The organism is Luteimonas sp. MC1782 (assembly GCF_014164605.1).
GTDB lineage: Bacteria > Pseudomonadota > Gammaproteobacteria > Xanthomonadales > Xanthomonadaceae > Luteimonas.
The window spans coordinates 103,228-119,518 of record NZ_JACJFT010000001.1; the positions used below are offsets into that span (position 1 = coordinate 103,228).

At 70.1% G+C, this 16,291-nt stretch carries 14 protein-coding genes; 13 read left to right on the forward strand and 1 reads right to left on the reverse strand.

From position 1 onward, the window contains the following. The first annotated feature begins 26 nt into the window (after positions 1 to 26). The 8 genes from acpP (at position 27) to H5368_RS00585 (ending at position 7,989) form a co-directional block, all read left to right on the forward strand. The gene (acpP, locus tag H5368_RS00550) at positions 27 to 266 is read left to right on the forward strand and encodes an acyl carrier protein (RefSeq protein WP_182820475.1); all 240 of its coding nucleotides are present in this window, start codon (positions 27 to 29) and stop codon (positions 264 to 266) included. 110 nt (positions 267 to 376) lie between these two features. Further along, positions 377 to 1,612: a beta-ketoacyl-ACP synthase II gene (gene fabF / locus H5368_RS00555; protein WP_182820476.1), complete on the forward strand. Its 1,236-nt coding sequence runs from the start codon at positions 377 to 379 to the stop codon at positions 1,610 to 1,612. A gap of 40 nt (positions 1,613 to 1,652) precedes the next feature. Next, positions 1,653 to 3,029 carry an aminodeoxychorismate synthase component I gene (locus H5368_RS00560; RefSeq protein ID WP_182820477.1) on the forward strand — a complete coding sequence of 459 codons (1,377 nt, stop codon included), beginning with the start codon at positions 1,653 to 1,655 and terminating at the stop codon, positions 3,027 to 3,029. 36 nt (positions 3,030 to 3,065) lie between these two features. Next, positions 3,066 to 4,121: an endolytic transglycosylase MltG gene (gene mltG / locus H5368_RS00565; RefSeq protein ID WP_182820478.1), complete on the forward strand. Its 1,056-nt coding sequence runs from the start codon at positions 3,066 to 3,068 to the stop codon at positions 4,119 to 4,121. Further along, the gene (gene tmk / locus H5368_RS00570) at positions 4,118 to 4,759 is read left to right on the forward strand and encodes a dTMP kinase (protein ID WP_255486264.1); all 642 of its coding nucleotides are present in this window, start codon (positions 4,118 to 4,120) and stop codon (positions 4,757 to 4,759) included. Before mltG ends, tmk begins: the two co-directional genes overlap by 4 nt. Further along, positions 4,756 to 5,802, forward strand: coding sequence for a DNA polymerase III subunit delta' (locus H5368_RS00575; protein ID WP_182820479.1), 1,047 nt, complete (start codon positions 4,756 to 4,758; stop codon positions 5,800 to 5,802). The genes tmk and H5368_RS00575 overlap by 4 nt, the downstream gene beginning before the upstream one ends. Further along, positions 5,799 to 6,155 carry a PilZ domain-containing protein gene (locus tag H5368_RS00580; RefSeq protein ID WP_182820480.1) on the forward strand — a complete coding sequence of 119 codons (357 nt, stop codon included), beginning with the start codon at positions 5,799 to 5,801 and terminating at the stop codon, positions 6,153 to 6,155. Before H5368_RS00575 ends, H5368_RS00580 begins: the two co-directional genes overlap by 4 nt. A 133-nt stretch (positions 6,156 to 6,288) precedes the next feature. After that, complete coding sequence (locus tag H5368_RS00585) at positions 6,289 to 7,989, forward strand: hypothetical protein (RefSeq protein ID WP_182820481.1); 1,701 nt, start codon at positions 6,289 to 6,291, stop codon at positions 7,987 to 7,989. Positions 7,990 to 8,004: 15 nt separating this feature from the next. On the opposite strand, the gene H5368_RS00590 is transcribed toward H5368_RS00585, so the two are convergent. Next, entirely contained in the window at positions 8,005 to 10,059 is a 2,055-nt protein-coding gene (locus H5368_RS00590) for a 3-hydroxyacyl-CoA dehydrogenase NAD-binding domain-containing protein (RefSeq protein ID WP_182820482.1), read from the reverse strand. Between the two features lie 197 nt (positions 10,060 to 10,256). Here H5368_RS00590 and rpoE point away from each other — a divergent pair, with 197 nt between their 5' ends. The 5 genes from rpoE to lepB all read left to right on the forward strand — a co-directional run bounded on the left by rpoE (position 10,257) and on the right by lepB (position 16,276). Further along, positions 10,257 to 10,871: an RNA polymerase sigma factor RpoE gene (rpoE, locus tag H5368_RS00595; RefSeq protein WP_182820483.1), complete on the forward strand. Its 615-nt coding sequence runs from the start codon at positions 10,257 to 10,259 to the stop codon at positions 10,869 to 10,871. 9 nt (positions 10,872 to 10,880) lie between these two features. After that, positions 10,881 to 11,936, forward strand: coding sequence for a sigma-E factor negative regulatory protein (locus H5368_RS00600; RefSeq protein WP_182820484.1), 1,056 nt, complete (start codon positions 10,881 to 10,883; stop codon positions 11,934 to 11,936). A gap of 69 nt (positions 11,937 to 12,005) precedes the next feature. Next, on the forward strand, positions 12,006 to 13,520 hold the full coding sequence (locus H5368_RS00605; RefSeq protein WP_182820485.1) for a DegQ family serine endoprotease: 1,515 nt from the start codon (positions 12,006 to 12,008) through the stop codon (positions 13,518 to 13,520). A 148-nt stretch (positions 13,521 to 13,668) separates the two neighbouring features. After that, positions 13,669 to 15,462, forward strand: a complete 1,794-nt coding sequence (gene lepA / locus H5368_RS00610) for a translation elongation factor 4 (RefSeq protein WP_182820486.1) — start codon at positions 13,669 to 13,671, stop codon at positions 15,460 to 15,462. Between the two features lie 22 nt (positions 15,463 to 15,484). Continuing rightward, positions 15,485 to 16,276 (forward strand): signal peptidase I, encoded by a 792-nt coding sequence (lepB, locus tag H5368_RS00615; protein WP_182823622.1) that lies wholly within the window; start codon positions 15,485 to 15,487, stop codon positions 16,274 to 16,276. Positions 16,277 to 16,291 lie beyond the last annotated feature (15 nt).

Sequence of the window (16,291 nt, forward strand, 5' to 3'; positions counted from 1 at the left end):
ACTGCCTCCACCGGAGCCGAATACCCATGAGCAGCATCGAAGAACGCGTCAAGAAAATCGTCGTCGAACAACTGGGCGTCAAGGAAGACGAGGTCAGCACCAGCGCCTCCTTCGTCGACGACCTTGGAGCCGACTCCCTCGACACCGTCGAGCTGGTGATGGCCCTCGAAGAAGAGTTCGAGTGCGAGATCCCGGACGAGGAAGCCGAGAAGATCACTTCGGTGCAGCAGGCCATCGATTACATCAAGGCCCACGTCAAGGCCTGATGCGTCCAGTGCGGCCCTTGGCCGCAGCGTGACAACCCGGGGCCGCTGATGCGGCCTCGGGCGTTTTCGGCGCGCCGGTTGGCGGCGCGCGCAACCGTCCAGGAGTCCACATGTCCAAGCGTCGCGTCGTCATCTCCGGCCTCGGCATCCTGTCGCCGCTGGGCAATGACCTGGCCTCGTCCTGGCAGGGCATCGTTGACGGGCGTTCGGGCATCGGCCCGATCACCAACTTCGACGCGTCGGGCTTCGCCACGCGCATCGCCGGCGAGGTCAGGGGCTTCGACCCGACGCAGTGGATCGCGCCCAAGGACGTCAAGAAGATGGACCCGTTCGTGCACTACGGCGTGGCCGCGGCGCTGATGGCGATCGCCGACGCGGGGCTCGACGTGGCGGCCGATCCCGAGCGCATCGGCGTGGCCATCGGCGCCGGCATCGGCGGGCTCAAGGGCATCGAGGAAACCACGCTCAAGTACGCCGAGGGCGGCGCGCGCAAGATCTCGCCGTTCTACGTGCCGAGCACCATCATCAACATGATCGCCGGCCAGGTTTCGATCATGACCGGCGCGCAGGGCCCCAACATCGCCGCCGTCACCGCCTGCACCACGGCGACGCACAACATCGGCCTGGCGATGCGCATGATCCAGTACGGCGATGCCGACGTGATGATCGCCGGCGGCGCCGAGTACGCCACCACGCCGACGTCGCTCGGCGGCTTCTGCGCGATGAAGGCGCTGTCCACCCGCAACGACGATCCCGCCGCGGCGTCCCGCCCCTGGGACGAGGGCCGCGACGGCTTCGTCATGGGCGACGGCGCCGGCATCCTGGTGATCGAGGAATACGAACGGGCCAAGGCCCGCGGCGCGCGGATCTATGCCGAACTTGCCGGCTTCGGCATGAGCGGCGACGCGTACCACATGACTGCGCCCAGCGAGAGCGGCAGCGGCGGCGCGCGTTGCATGCGTGCGGCGATCAGCGACGCGGGCATCGATCCGTCCGCGCTCGGCTACATCAACGCCCACGGCACCTCCACCCCGGCCGGCGACCTGGCGGAGACCATGGGCATCAAGAGCGTGCTCGGCGGGCACGCACGCAAGGTCATGGTGAGCTCCACCAAGTCGATGACCGGGCACCTGCTCGGTGCGGCCGGTGGCGTGGAGGCGGTGTTCTCGGCGATGGCCCTGCACACGGGGGTCATTCCGCCGACCATCAACCTCCACAATCCCTCGCCGGGCTGTGACCTCGACTACGTGCCGCATACCGCGCGCCAGCAGCAGGTGGACATTGCCATGTCCAACTCCTTCGGCTTCGGCGGCACCAACGGCAGCCTGGTCTTCCGCCGCATCTGACGCATCGCCGCCGCCTCCGCGGCGGCAGCGGCCTGCCTGCATGCTGACCATCCGCTCCCTGCCATCCGGCGTCGACCTGCTGGCGCTGCAGCGGCGCGCGCCCGCGCGTTTCCCGCTGTTGCTTGAGTCGGTCGCCTCCGGCACTGCGCAGGGGCGCTGGGACATGCTGCTCGCCTCCGACGGCGCCCGCATCAGCCTGGGGCGTGACGGCCGCAGCGTGCGCGAGGACGGCAGTGTCGCGGGCGCGAATTTCCTTGCCGCACTCGATGCCGACTGGCAGGCGCTGCGCCTGCCGCGCGAAGAGCCGCTGTGGCCGTTCCGCGGCGGCTGGGCACTGCTGCTGGGCTACGAGCTGGCGGCGGAAGTCGAACCCGTGCTGTCGCTGCCCGCCGCGGAAGGCATGCTGCCGGTTGCGGTCGCCTGCCGCTGTCCTGGCGCGGTCCTGCGCGACCGCGCCAGCGGCGAGGTGGTGGCGGTGGCCGAGCGCGGGTACGAGGCGCTGCTCGAGGCGATTGTCGCCGACGCGATGTCCGCCGCCGCGCCGCCGCCGCCCGGATGGCCGGGCGTGATCGCCTGCGAAGAAGATCTGGGGGAAACCTATCTCCACGGCGTCGCGCGTGCGCTCGACTACATCCGTGCCGGCGACGTGTTCCAGGTCAACCTGTCGCGCGGCTGGGACGTGCGCTTCGACGCCCCGCTCGAGCCCGCGGCGCTGTACCAGCGCCTGCGCCTCGCCAATCCCGCGCCGTTCGCCGGCCTGTTCGACCTGGGCGATGCCGGTGCGGTGGTCAGTGCCTCGCCCGAGCGCCTGGTGTCGGTACGCGGTGACGTCGTGGAGACGCGCCCGATCGCCGGCACCCGGCCGCGGCTGGCCGGTGACGACGACGCGGGACGCATCCGCGAGCTGGTCGGGCACGCCAAGGAGCGCGCCGAGCACGTGATGCTGGTGGACCTCGAACGCAACGACCTCGGCCGCGTCTGCCAGGCGGGCAGCGTCGAAGTCGACGAGCTGATGGTGGTGGAAAGCTATGCGCACGTGCACCACATCGTCAGCAACGTGCGTGGCCGGCTGCGTGCGGATGCAACGCCCGGCGCTGTGCTGCGCGCGGTGTTCCCCGGCGGCACGATCACCGGGGCGCCCAAGGTACGCTGCATGCAGGTGATCGCGGAACTCGAGGGTGTCGGCCGCGGTGCGTACACCGGCGCGATGGGCTGGTTGAACCGCGACGGCGACCTCGACCTCAACATCCTGATCCGCAGCGCCGAAGTCGCGGGCGCCCAGCTGCGTTTCCGCACCGGCGCCGGCATCGTGGCCGATTCGGATCCGGCGCATGAACTCGACGAAACCCGCGCCAAGGCGCGCGGCATGCTGCAGGCGCTTGGCCTGACCGGCGATGCAGTCGGCAAGGTATCCTGAGGCCATGCTTGCCATCATCCCCGCGGGTCCCGCCGCATGAGTGCCTGGTCGGCGCTGAAGCGCATCGCACTGGCCCTGTTCCTGCTGTCCGCGCTGGTGATCGGCGGCGCGGCGTACTGGGGCTGGACCCACTACACGAGCTTCGCGTCGGCGCCGTTGCCGGGTGTCGAGGACGGCGACAGCCTGGTGGTCGAGCGCGGCGATTCCCTGCGCCGGGTGGTCACCCGCCTGCGCGGGCAGGGCAAGGCCGCGGGCAGCGACATCGAGTGGCGGCTGCTTGCCCGCCAGCTGGGTGCCGGCGACCGCATCCAGGTCGGCGAGTACGCACTGGAACCGGGCATCACGCCCTCGCAGCTGCTGCTGCGGATGCGCGACGGCAAGGTGGTGCACCACCGCGTGACCATTGTCGAAGGATGGAACATCCGCGAGCTGCGCGCGGCGCTGGCGCGCGCCACGCCGCTGGTGCAGACGCTGCACGAGCTCGACGATGCCGCGCTGATGGCGGCGCTGGGACGCGACGGCGTGCACCCGGAAGGCCGCTTCCTGCCCGAGACCTACGCCTACACCACCGGCGACACCGACCTCGACCTGCTGAGGCGCGCGGCAGCCGACCTCGACAGCGCGCTTGACGCCGCCTGGGAAGCACGCGCCCCCGACCTGCCGATCTCGTCGAAGGACGAAGCACTGGTGCTGGCGTCGATCGTGGAGAAGGAAACCGGCATCGCCGAAGAGCGCGCGCGCATCGCCGGCGTGTTCACCCGCCGCCTGCGCATCGGCATGCGACTGCAGACCGATCCCACGGTGATCTACGGCATGGGCAGCAACTATGCGGGCAACATCCGCCGCGCCGACCTGCTCGCCGATACGCCGTACAACACCTATACCCGCGACGGCCTGCCGCCGACGCCGATCGCGATGGCCGGGCGCGATGCGCTGCGCGCCGCCACGCAGCCCGCCGAGGGCGATGACCTCTACTTCGTCGCCGTTGGCGATGGCAGCGGCCGGCATGTCTTCTCGCCGTCGCTGGACGCGCACAACACGGCGGTGCGCGAGTACGTGCGCCGCTACCGCCAGCAGCACGCGCCGCGATGAACGCGGTGCCGATGCATCCGCGGCTGGTCTCGCTGGAGGGCGGGGAGGGCGCGGGCAAGACCACGGTGCTGGCTGCGCTGCAGGCCGAACTGGCCGCGCGCGGCGACGAGGTGCTGGTGACCCGCGAACCCGGCGGCACGCCGCTGGCCGAGATGATCCGCGATCTGCTGCTGTCGCCCGGGCACGAGCCACCGGCGGCCGAGACCGAGCTGCTGCTGATGTTCGCGGCGCGCGCGCAGCACGTGCGCGAGGTCATCAACCCGGCGCTCGCACGCGGCGCCTGGGTGCTGTGCGACCGCTTCACCGATTCCAGCTTCGCCTACCAGGGCGGCGGCCGCGGGCTCGATCCCGCGCTCATCGAAACGCTCGAGCGCGGCGTAGTCGGCCTGCGTCCGGGCCTGACCTTGCTGCTCGATCTGGACGTCGCCCAGGGGCGCGCCCGCACCCGCGGCCGCGACCCGCAGCCGGACCGCATCGAGCGCGAGCGCGACGAGTTCTTCGAGCGCGTGCGCGCCGCGTTCCTGGCACGCGCCGCGGGCGATCCGGTGCGATTTCGCGTCATCGACGCTTCGCGCGCTGCAGGCACCGTGGCGGCAGATGCTGTCGCGCGCCTGCGCGAATGGCGAGGCGGCGCATGATGCCGACCGACGCCATGGCGCCCTGGCAGCAGCGCGTGCACGACCACGCCGCGGGCGCGATCGATGCCGGGCGCATGGGGCACGCGCTGCTGTTCTGCGGCCCGGCGCGGTTGGGCAAGCGGCGCGTCGCCGAGCAGCTGGCGCAGCGCGTGCTGTGCCTGGCGCCCGACACCGGCCTGCGCCCCTGTGGCGCCTGCCGCGCGTGCCGGCTGTACCTGTCGCGCAGCCAGAAGGATCCGCTTGAGGAGCGTCCCGACAAGGCGCTCGCGCATCCGTTCGGCCATCCCGCGCATCCCGATGCGGTGTTCGTCGGCTATGCGTGGCGCTTCACGCCGTCGCCGCAACGGCAGCTGACGCAGATCTCGGTCGACCAGGTGCGTGAACTCTCCGAGCGCCTGTCGACGACACCGCAGTACGGCAGCGCCAAGGTCGCGATCATCGAACCGGCCGACGCCATGAACGAGGCGGCCGCCAACGCGCTGCTGAAGACGCTTGAGGAGCCCGTGCCAGGGCGCTACCTCTGGCTCATCACCGACAATCCCGCGCGCCTGCCGGCGACGATCCGCAGCCGCTGCCAGCGCCTCGAGTTCCGCCTGCCGCCCGCTGACGAGGCCGCGACATGGTTGCAGGCGCAGGGCCATCCCGCCGCCGCTGCGGTCGAAGCGCTCGCAGCGGCACGCGGCCATCCCGGTCTTGCCGATGCCTGGCTGCGCGACGGTGGCATGGCGCTGCGCAGGGCGGTGGCCGCCGAGCTCGGCCGGGTCGCGCGCAATGACGCGTCGGCGCTCGAGGTGGCCAAGGCCTGGACCGGCGATGACGATGCCGACAAGCGCCTGCGGCATGCGGCGGACATCGCGGTCGCGGAAGCGGCCGGCTTGACCGATCCGCTGCGAATCCGGAAGCTGGCGGCCTGGTTCGATGCCGCCAACCGCACCAGGGACCTGCTGCGCACCACGGTGCGCGCGGACCTCGCGGTCGCCGAGCTGCTGCTGTCCTGGCGCAGTGCGGCGGGTGGCGACACGGCAAGGGGAGTGGCGAAATGAGTGCAACCGGTGGTGCGCGGCAGGGCATCCTGTCCCTCGCGGTCAAGGACAAGGCGCAGCTGTATGCGGCCTACATGCCTTACCTGAAGCACGGCGGGATCTTCGTGCCCACCACGCGGCGCTACTTCCTCGGCGACGAGGTGTTCGTGCTGCTGACGCTTCCTGAATCCAGCGAACGCCTGCCGGCCGCCGGCAAGGTGGTCTGGGTCACGCCGCCGGGCGCGCAGGGCAACCGCACCGCCGGCATCGGGGTGCAGTTCGCCGACACCGCCGAGGGGGAGAACGTGAAGGGTCGCATCGAGACCCTGCTCGCCGGTACGCTGAATGCGGAAAAGCCTACGCACACGATGTAGGGTGGTTTCGACAGCTTTTTTCTCGCGAAGGCGCGAAGGCGCGAAGAAAGCGAGTTTTTCTTTGCGCGGCCTGTCCGCCCGCTATTTCGCACCGCGTTGTCCCGTGAGTGTCGTCCGTTGCTGGAGGCCTCCCGTGGACCGTCGAATCTCCGTTTCCCTGTCGTGCGCCGTAGCGGCGCTGGCCCTCGCCTGTGCCGGCTGCGGCCAGCACGCCTCCACGGCGGATGCGCCGCGGTCGTCTCCCCCGGAAATGGCGATGGTGGGCGCGGTGCTGTTGGAGGGACTGGGCGACTACAGCTTCCCGGTCAGCAGCACGCATCCGGAGGTGCAGCGCTGGTTCGACCAGGGCCTGGCGCTGACATACGGCTTCAACCATGACGCCGCGGAGCGCGCCTTCCTCAAGGCCACCGAACTCGACCCGGCGTGCGCGATGTGCTGGTGGGGCGCTTCGCTGGTGCTCGGACCGCACGTCAACGCTGCCATGGACCCGGCCGACAATGCCGACGCGTGGAGCCGGCTGCAGCGCGCGCGTGAACTGGGGCCCAGTGCGACCGCGCGCGAGCAGGCATTCATCGAGGCGCTGGCGGCGCGCTACGCCGCGCAGCCGCCCGAGAATCGCCGCCCGCTGGATGAGGCCTATGCCAAGGCCACAGGCACGCTGGTGAAGCAGCGCCCGGATGACCTCGATGCCGCGGTGCTGCATGCCGAGTCGCTCATGGACCTGCAACCATGGGACTACTACGACCAGGAACTGCGGCCCAAGGGCCATACCGCCGAGGTGGTGCAGACGCTGGAATCGGTGATCGCGCGCGACCCCGAACACGCCGGCGCGCTGCACCTGTACGTGCATGCGGTGGAGGCATCCGCCGATCCGCAGCGCGGCGTCGTGGCCGCCGACCGCCTGCGCCAACTTATCCCGGGTTCGGGACACCTTGTGCACATGCCCGCGCACATCTATGCGCGCGTCGGCCGCTGGCACGACGCGGTGCTCGCCAACCAGCGCGCCATCGAAGCCGATGACGCGTACCTCGCGATCTGCCGCGGCAACGTGAAGGGTGTCTACCCGCTCGGCTACGTGCCGCACAACCACCATTTCCTGTGGTTCGCCGCGAGCATGGAAGGCAGCAGCAAGCTGGCCGGCGAGGCCGCGCGCCATACGTCGGAACGCACCGAGCTGCCGGAGCTGATGCGCCAGCCGGGCTTCGCCGGCCTGCAGCACTACTGGATGACGCCGTGGTTCGAGCGCGTGCGCTTCGGCCGCTGGGACGAGATCGCCGCCGCGCCCAACCCGGCCCCGGACCTGCCCTACGTCACCGCGATCTGGCACTACGCGCAGGGCATGGCAGCGGTGCGGCAGTCACGGCCAGCCGATGCCGACCGCCATCTCGCCGCACTGCGACCGCTTGCCGCGGACCCGGAGATGGAAACCTTGATGGTGTGGGATCGTTATCCGCTCGCGCATTCGGCCCGCATCGCCGAGCGCGTGCTCAGCGCCGAGATCGCCGCGTCGCGTGGCGACCATGGCACCGCAATCGCGGCGCTGCGCGAGGGCGCGAAGATCGAGGACGGCATTCCCTACGACGAACCACCGGGCTGGCATGCGCCGGTGCGCCACACGCTGGGCGCGGTGCTGCTCGATGCCGGGCGCGCGGCGGATGCCGAGAAGGTGTATCGCGAGGAACTGCACCGCAATCCGGGCAATGGCTGGTCGCTGTTCGGCCTGGCCAAGAGCCTGGACGCGCAGCGCAAGACGCGCGAGGCGGCCGATGTCCGGCGCCGGTTCGCGGCGGCCTGGCAGAACGCGGATGTCGAGCTGACAGCGTCGCGGATGTAAGGGCTGAGGCGTCCTTCAGCTCCGCAACACCGCAGCATCCCATCCCGGGCGCGGCGCGAAACGATCGCCATGGACCGCCTGCAGCGCCTTGAGCCGGGCGAGCACCACAGCGACGCCGGTCTCGCGCACGTACTGGATCGGGCCGCCGCGGAACGGCGCGAATCCGGTCCCGAAGATCACGCCGGCGTCGAGCAGGTCGGCGTCGGCGACCACGCCGTCGTGCAGCGCGGCGACCGCCTCGTTGATGAGCGGCAGGATCAGGCGATCCTCGAGGTCGGTCGGGGCCTGGTAGTCCTTCGGTACCTCGGGCTTCTTCGCCTTGCCTTCGGCCCAGGTGTACAGGCCCTGGCCGTCCTTCTTGCCGCGCTTGCCGGCCTCGGGTGGCGTCGACAGCGAGGCGGGGATCGGCAGGCCGAGGAACGGCGCGAGCTCCGCGCCCACGCCCACCGCCACGTCCAGGCCCACCGTGTCGATCAGCTCGATCGGACCCATCGGCATGCCGAACTTCACCGCGGCCTTGTCGATCACCGCACCCGGGATGCCCTCGGCGTGTGCGGTCGCGGCCTCGAGCATGTACGGGAACAGCAGGCGGTTGACCAGGAAGCCCGGGGTGCCCGTCACAGGCACCGGCAGCTTGTCGATCGCCTTGCAGAACGCCGCCAGGCGCCGTTCGGTCTCCGGGTCCATGACGTCGTGGCGTACGATCTCGACCAGCGGCATCATCGCCACCGGGTTGAAATAGTGCAGGCCGGCGAAGCGCGCCGGCTGTGCCAACCCGCCGCGCAGCTCGTCGAGCGGGATCGACGAGGTGTTGGTGGTCAGCAGCGCGTCGGCTTTCAGCCGTGGCTCCACGCTGGCGTACAGCGCGCGCTTGGCTTCGGGCTGCTCGATGATGGCCTCGATCACCAGGTCCGCGGTGGCCACGCCGTCGCCAGCGAGGTCGGCCTTCAGGCGCGCGGCAACCGCGGGCCGCCTGGCCGCGTCCTTGACCTTCTTCGCGAACAGCTCTTGCGCGCGCGCCATGGCCTTGTCGATGAAGGGCTGCTCGCGGTCCTGCAGGGTGACGTCGAAGCCCTTGTAGGCCGCCCAGGCGGCGATGTCGCCGCCCATCACACCGGCGCCGACGACATGCACGTGCTGGATGCCACTGTCCTTGCCGCCCATGCCCTTCAGGCGTTCCTGGAGGAAGAACACCCGCGTCAGGTTGCGCGCGGTGGGCGTGCCGGCCAGCCTGACCACAGACTTGCGCTCGGCCGCGAGGCGCTTCTGCACGCCGCCGCCCGTGCGCCGCCAGGTCTCGATCAACGCGTACGGCGCGGGGTAGTGCTCCTTGCGCGCCTTGCGCGCAACCTGCTTCACCAGCATCGGCGCCAGCAGTTGGCGCGCCGGCCAGGTGTTGGTCAGCCAGGCCGTGGCGCGCTGCTTGAACGGGCGGACGCGTCCACCGATCGCGAGCGCGACGGCTGCATCGACCAGGCGCGCGGGCTCGACCACCTCGTCGACCAGGCCGATGCCCTTTGCCGCCGACGCCGACAGGGTGCGGCCGGTCAACATCATGTCCATCGCCGCCGGCGTGCCCACCAGCCGCGGCAGGCGCACGCTGCCGCCCCAACCGGGATAGATGCCGAGCTTCACCTCGGGCAGGCCGATGCGCGTGGACGGATCGTTGCTGGCCACGCGCCAGCGGCAGGCCAGCGCGATCTCGGTGCCGCCGCCCATGCAGAAGCCGTGGATCGCGGCCACCGTGGGGCAGGGCAGGTCGGCCAGCCGCTGGAAGGCCTGTTGGCCGCGGCGGATGGAATCCCCGATGGTGCCCTTGGCATCGAACGCGGCGAACTCGCGGATGTCGGCGCCGGCGATGAAGCCGCGCGCCTTGCCGGAGCGCAGCACCAGCGCCTTCGGTGGATCGAGCGCCAGGCGTTCGAGCAGCGCGTCGAGTTCGACCAGCACGTCCTGTGCAAAGGTGTTCACCGACTCGCCGGCGCGGTCGAACGTCAGCAGCACGACGCCATCGGCACGCTCTTCGGCTTGCCAGTGGCTGAAGCGCAGACCATCGAGGCCAGCAATCATTCGGAACCATCCGTTGGGGTACGTGCGGGGACCTATGATCCAGAGTCCGTTCAGCCCGCGTCAAATCGGCTTGTCTGGGACTTCGCGCCTTGCGGCAGTGGCCTGCGGGCCCCAGATCATCCGCCAGCCGGGAACTTTTCCCGCCGCACATGGTCACAAGCCCCGCCTGCAGGCCGGGCGGAAGGAGCGCCGGGCCCATGGCCGAAAGCGACACCGAACACCTCGATCACGATCTCGTGCGCCGCGTCCAGCAGGGCGACACCGCGGCGTTCGACCTGCTGGTGCGCAAGTACCAGCACCGCATCGCCGCCCTCATCGGACGCTACATCCGTGACTGGAGCGAATGCCAGGACGTGGCCCAGGACACCTTCATCCGGGCCTACCGCGCGATCGGGAGTTTTCGTGGCGATGCACAGTTCTATACCTGGCTGCACCGCATCGCCGTGAACACCGCCAAGAACCACCTGGTGGCCAGCAACCGCCGCCCGCCGACGGACGACGTGGAAATCGAGGATGCCGAACATTTCGATTCCGCGATCCGCCTGCGCGACAACGACACCCCGGAGCGTGAACTGATGCGCCAGCAGCTGGAACAAACGGTGATGCGCGCGGTCGAAGCCCTGCCGGACGAGCTGCGCACGGCGATCACGCTGCGCGAAGTCGAAGGCCTGAGCTACGAGGAGATCGCCCAGCGCATGGATTGCCCGATCGGTACGGTCCGCTCGCGGATCTTCCGGGCCCGCGAGGCGATCGACGTCGAACTCGCGCCACTGATGGACAACGAAACCGCGTCCCGACGCGCGGTGCGATAGAGCATGACGATGAACCACGACGCTGAAGACCTGGAGTTCCAACCGGCCCCGCCGGACAAGCTCTACACCCACAACCGCCGCCAGCTGTCGGCGATGCTGGATGGCGAACTGTCGCCGGACCAGGCGCGTTTCATGTTGCGCAGGCTGCAGCACGACACCGACCTGGCGGACTGCTGGGAGCGCTGGCAGGTCTGCGGCGACGTGCTGCGCGGGCACGGCCACGCACTGCTGCCGGCCGATTTCTCGCGCCGCGTGGCATTGGCGATCGCCGCGCCGGACGCTGGCTCGGCCAACGGTACCGGGCAAGCGCTCTTCCGCCGCCCGCGTGCGCGCCTGGTGCGCTGGGGCGGAGGTGCGCTGGCGGCCTCGATGGCCCTGGTCGCACTGTTCATGGCTCGGCAGCTGCCGGACAGCCCGCTGCCGGCAACCGCCGGCGGCGGCGAGCTGGTGGCACAGGCCATCGACGCACCGCCCGGTGCGCGCGAGGTCCGCGACAGTCTCGCGCGCGTGCCCGACACCGCGGCGCCGACCGCGGTTCCCGGCCCCCTGCTGGCGGGTAACGAAGCACCCGCGTCCCAACTGCCGGAAGGCAGCGAGGGCGCCTGGGCCGCGACGACCTCGGTGGCGGTCGCGGAGGTGCCGCGGCGTGCCGCCGAGCGGCGCTCGCGTGGCCAGTCGCAGCGCGCCGCCCGCCGTGTCGCGGCCAGCACGCCGGTCCGCGCCAGGGCGGTTGCGGGCACGTCGATGACGCCGGGAATGGGGCCGACATCCACGGACGACGCGGTCGGACTGCTGGCCGACCTGCCGGATGCGCGCGCCTTCGGCGCCCCGTTTGGCGCCCAGGCCGTGGCACCGTCGCGGCCGTGGCCGCGCGCGGTGCTGCCGGGGCTTGCCGCCGGCAACCAACCGTTCGCGGCGCGCTATGGCCTGCCGTCGGCACCGTCCGACGCCGCGTTCGCGCCGTTCCAGCCGCGCCTTGTCGAACCCTCGCCGGTGCGCCAGTCCGTCGTGCCGGGGGCCGACGCCCGCGACGCGAGGCCCGAGCCGGGCACTGGCACCGACTGATTCACGCCCCACGGCGCGCGCCGCCGTGGGCCTCCCGTTGACCCCCCCTTTATCGAGGCCGAATCCCCGATGAAATCCCCCGTGTACGCCCTTGCCCTGGTCACCTTGACCGCCGCCGGTACCGCCGCCGTCATCCTGCCGGCCGCCACCGCCCAGTCGGGTGCCGCCACGGTGCCGGCGGCCGCGCCGTCGCCATCGATGGTGTCCGGCCTGCCCGACTTCACGCGGCTGGTCGAGCGTGTCGGCCCGGCGGTGGTCAACATCGAGGCCGTGAGCGGTGGTACGACCGCCGCCCGCCCCCAGCAACAGCAACAGCAGATGCCCGACGAGATGCCCGAGTTCTTCCGGCGCTTCTTCGGTCCGGGTACGCCGTTCCCCGGCATGCCGCAGGATCCCGGCGGTCGCCGCGGCATGTCGATGGGCACCGGGTTCCTGATCTCGGCCGACGGCTACGTGCTCACCAACCATCACGTGGTCGCCGGGGCCGACGAGCTCAAGGTCAAGCTGTCCGATCGCCGCGAGTTCACCGCCGAGCTGGTGGGCGGCGACGAGCAGTCCGATGTCGCCCTGCTCAAGATCAAGGCCGGCGCCAGCCTGCCGTACCTGCGCGCCGGCAACTCCGCGGCGCTCAAGCCCGGCCAGTGGGCGGTGGCGATCGGCTCCCCGTTCGGCCTCGACCAGTCGGTCACCGCCGGCATCATCAGCGCGGTCGGTCGCTCCAATCCGTATGCCAACCAGCGCTACGTGCCCTTCATCCAGACCGACGTCGCGATCAACCGCGGCAATTCCGGCGGGCCGCTGCTCAACACCGCCGGCGAGGTGGTGGGCATCAACTCGCAGATCTTCTCCAACTCGGGCGGCTACATGGGTGTCAGCTTCGCGATCCCGATCGATGTGGCGATGAATGTCGCCGAGCAGCTGAAGACCACCGGTCAGGTCAAGCGCGGCCAGATCGGCGTGCAGGTGCAGCAGATCACCACCGACGCCGCGAGCGGCCTGGGGCTGCCGGATACGCTGGGCGCGCTGGTGGCCGATGTCGTCCCCGGTGGTCCCGCGGAGAAGGCGGGGCTGGAGCGAGGTGACGTGATCCGCGAGATCGACGGCACGCGCGTCATCCAGTCCAGCGACCTGCCGCCGATCGTCGGTGCCAAGGCGCCCGGCAGCCGGGCCACCCTGAAGGTGTGGCGCGAGGGGCGCAGCCGCGATGTCACGGTCACGCTGGGCGAGCTGGACGAGGGCGTTGCCAGCGTCCGCCCGGTGCAGGGCGGTGCTGCGCCGGCGAAATCGAGCAACCCGCTCGGGCTGGTGGGCCAGGAGCTGTCCGCCGCGCAACGCCGGCAGCTCGAACTGCCGGACGGCGACGGCGTGGCGATTGCCCGCGTCGAGGGCCTGGCCGCCCGCGCGGCGGGCATCCAGCCCGGTGACGTGGTGCTCTCGGTGGGCCGCAAGGGCGTGGGTTCGCCCGCCGACCTCGATCGCGAGCTGGCCGCGGTACGCCCCGGCCAGACGGTGATGCTGCTGGTACGCAACCGCAGTGGCGGCACCCAGTTCATCGCGGTGACCCCGCGCACCGCCGCCGAATAGCCGTTCGGGTGAAACCCTTCCCCCGCACTGCGGGGGAAGGTGCCCCGAAGGGGCGGATCGGGCCGCCGCCACCCTGTGCGACAATGTTCCGTTCGACGCCATCCGGCCCGATACGGCCCCGCCTGCGATCCCCATGCCCCCAGATTCGATGCGGAACATCCGCAACTTCTCCATCATCGCCCACGTCGACCACGGCAAGTCCACGCTGGCCGACCGCATCATCCAGATCTGTGGCGGCCTGACCGCGCGCGAGATGGAGACGCAGGTCCTCGACAACAATCCGATCGAGCGCGAGCGCGGCATCACCATCAAGGCGCAATCGGTGTCGCTGCCGTACACCGCGCGCGATGGCCAGACCTATTTCCTGAACTTCATCGACACGCCGGGCCACGTCGATTTCAGCTACGAGGTCAGCCGCTCGCTGGCTGCCTGCGAGGGCGCGCTGCTGGTGGTCGATGCCGCGCAGGGCGTCGAGGCGCAGTCGGTCGCCAACTGCTACACCGCGGTGGAGCAGGGCCTGGAAGTGGTGCCGGTGATCAACAAGATCGACCTGCCGACCGCCGACATCGAGCGCGCCAAGGCCGAGATCGAGGCGGTGATCGGCATCGATGCCAGCGACGCGGTGGCGATCAGCGCCAAGACCGGCTTGAACGTCGAGGACGTGCTCGAGGCCATCGTGCTGCGCATCCCGCCGCCGGCGCCGCGCGAGACCGACAAGCTGCAGGCGCTGATCATCGACTCCTGGTTCGACAACTACCTGGGCGTCGTGTCGCTGGTGCGGGTGATGCAGGGCGAGATCAAGGCCGGCGACAAGATGCTGGTCATGTCCACCGGCCGTACCCACCAGGTGGACAAGGTCGGCGTGTTCACGCCCAAGCGCAAGGAGCTGGCCAAGCTCCGCGCCGGCGAGGTGGGCTGGATCAACGCGTCCATCAAGGACGTGCACGGCGCGCCGGTCGGCGACACGCTGACCCTGGCCACGGATCCGGCGCCGGCGCCGCTGCCGGGTTTCCAGGAAATGCAGCCGCGCGTGTTCGCCGGCCTGTTCCCGGTGGATGCCGACGACTACCCGTCGCTGCGCGAGGCGCTCGACAAGCTGCGCCTCAACGACGCCGCGCTGCGCTTCGAGCCGGAGAGTTCCGAGGCCATGGGCTTCGGCTTCCGCTGCGGCTTCCTCGGCATGCTGCACATGGAGATCGTGCAGGAGCGCCTGGAGCGCGAGTACGACCTCAACCTCATTTCGACCGCGCCGACGGTGGTGTACGAAGTACTCAAGACCGACGGCAGCATCCTCACCCTCGACAACCCGGCCAAGCTTCCGCCGGTGAACCTGATCGAAGAGGTCCGCGAGCCGATCATCCGCGCCAACATCCTCACCCCGCCGGATTACGTGGGCAACGTGATCACCCTGTGCGAGGAAAAGCGCGGCAGCCAGATCGGCATCAACTACCTCGGCAGCCAGGTGCAGATCAGCTACGAGCTGCCGATGGCGGAAGTGGTGCTCGACTTCTTCGACCGCCTGAAGTCGGTGTCGCGCGGCTACGCGTCGCTGGACTACCAGTTCCTGCGCTTCGACGCCGGTCCGTTCGTGCGCATCGACACCCTGATCAACGGCGACAAGGTCGACGCGCTGTCGCTGATCGTGCACCGCCAGCATGCCGACCGCCGCGGCCGCGACATCACCGAAAAAATGCGCGAGCTCATCCCGCGGCAGATGTTCGACGTGGCCATCCAGGCCGCCGTCGGCTCGCAGATCATCGCCCGCACCACGGTCAAGGCGATGCGCAAGAACGTGTTGGCCAAATGTTATGGTGGCGACATCTCGCGCAAGAAGAAGCTGCTCGAGAAGCAGAAGGAAGGCAAGAAGCGCATGAAGCAGGTCGGACGCGTCGAGATCCCGCAGGAAGCCTTCCTCGCGGTCCTCCAGGTCGACAACAAATAGCCGCACCGGGAGCTCCGTGATGATGAAATGGTTTGAGATGGGGCTGGTCCTCCTGACCCTGCTGAGTGGCCTCATCTGGCTGCTCGACAGGCTGGTGTTCGCCAAGCGCCGCGCGGCCGCCGCCGGCCTGCTGGAGCCACAGGAGCCGTGGGTCGTCGACTACGCGCGCGCCTTCTTCCCGATCCTCGCGGTGGTGCTGGTGCTGCGCAGCTTCATCGCCGAGCCGTTCCGCATCCCTTCGACCTCCATGATGCCGACGCTGCTGGTCGGCGACTTCATCCTGGTCAACAAGTTCGCCTACGGGCTGCGGCTGCCGGTGAACAACCACAAGGTCGTTGCCATCGGCGAGCCCGCGCGCGGTGACGTGGTGGTGTTCCGTCCGCCGCAGTACCCCGACCAGGACTGGATCAAGCGCGTGGTGGGCCTTCCGGGTGACCGGATCGCCTACCGCGACAACACGGTGTTCGTGAACGGCGACGCGGTGGCGTACGAGCCCGTCGGCCGCTACGTGGGCAAGGGCCGCGGCGAGGAGATGAGCGGCGCCACCCTGCTCACCGAGGACCTTGGCGGGCGTCGCCACGAACTGCTCGAAGTCGACAGCCCGCTGTTCGCCAACCACGGCGTCGGCGAGTGGACGGTGCCGGCCGGCGAGTATTTCGTCATGGGCGACAATCGTGATAGAAGCGACGACAGCCGCTTCTGGGGCACCCTTCCGGAAGGCCAGCTTCGCGGCAAGGCGTTCCTGGTGTGGATGAATTTCGACAGTTCCGCCGGCGGAGTGGATTTCAGCCGCATCGGCACGCGCATTCCCTGAGCCATCGGCACGGGG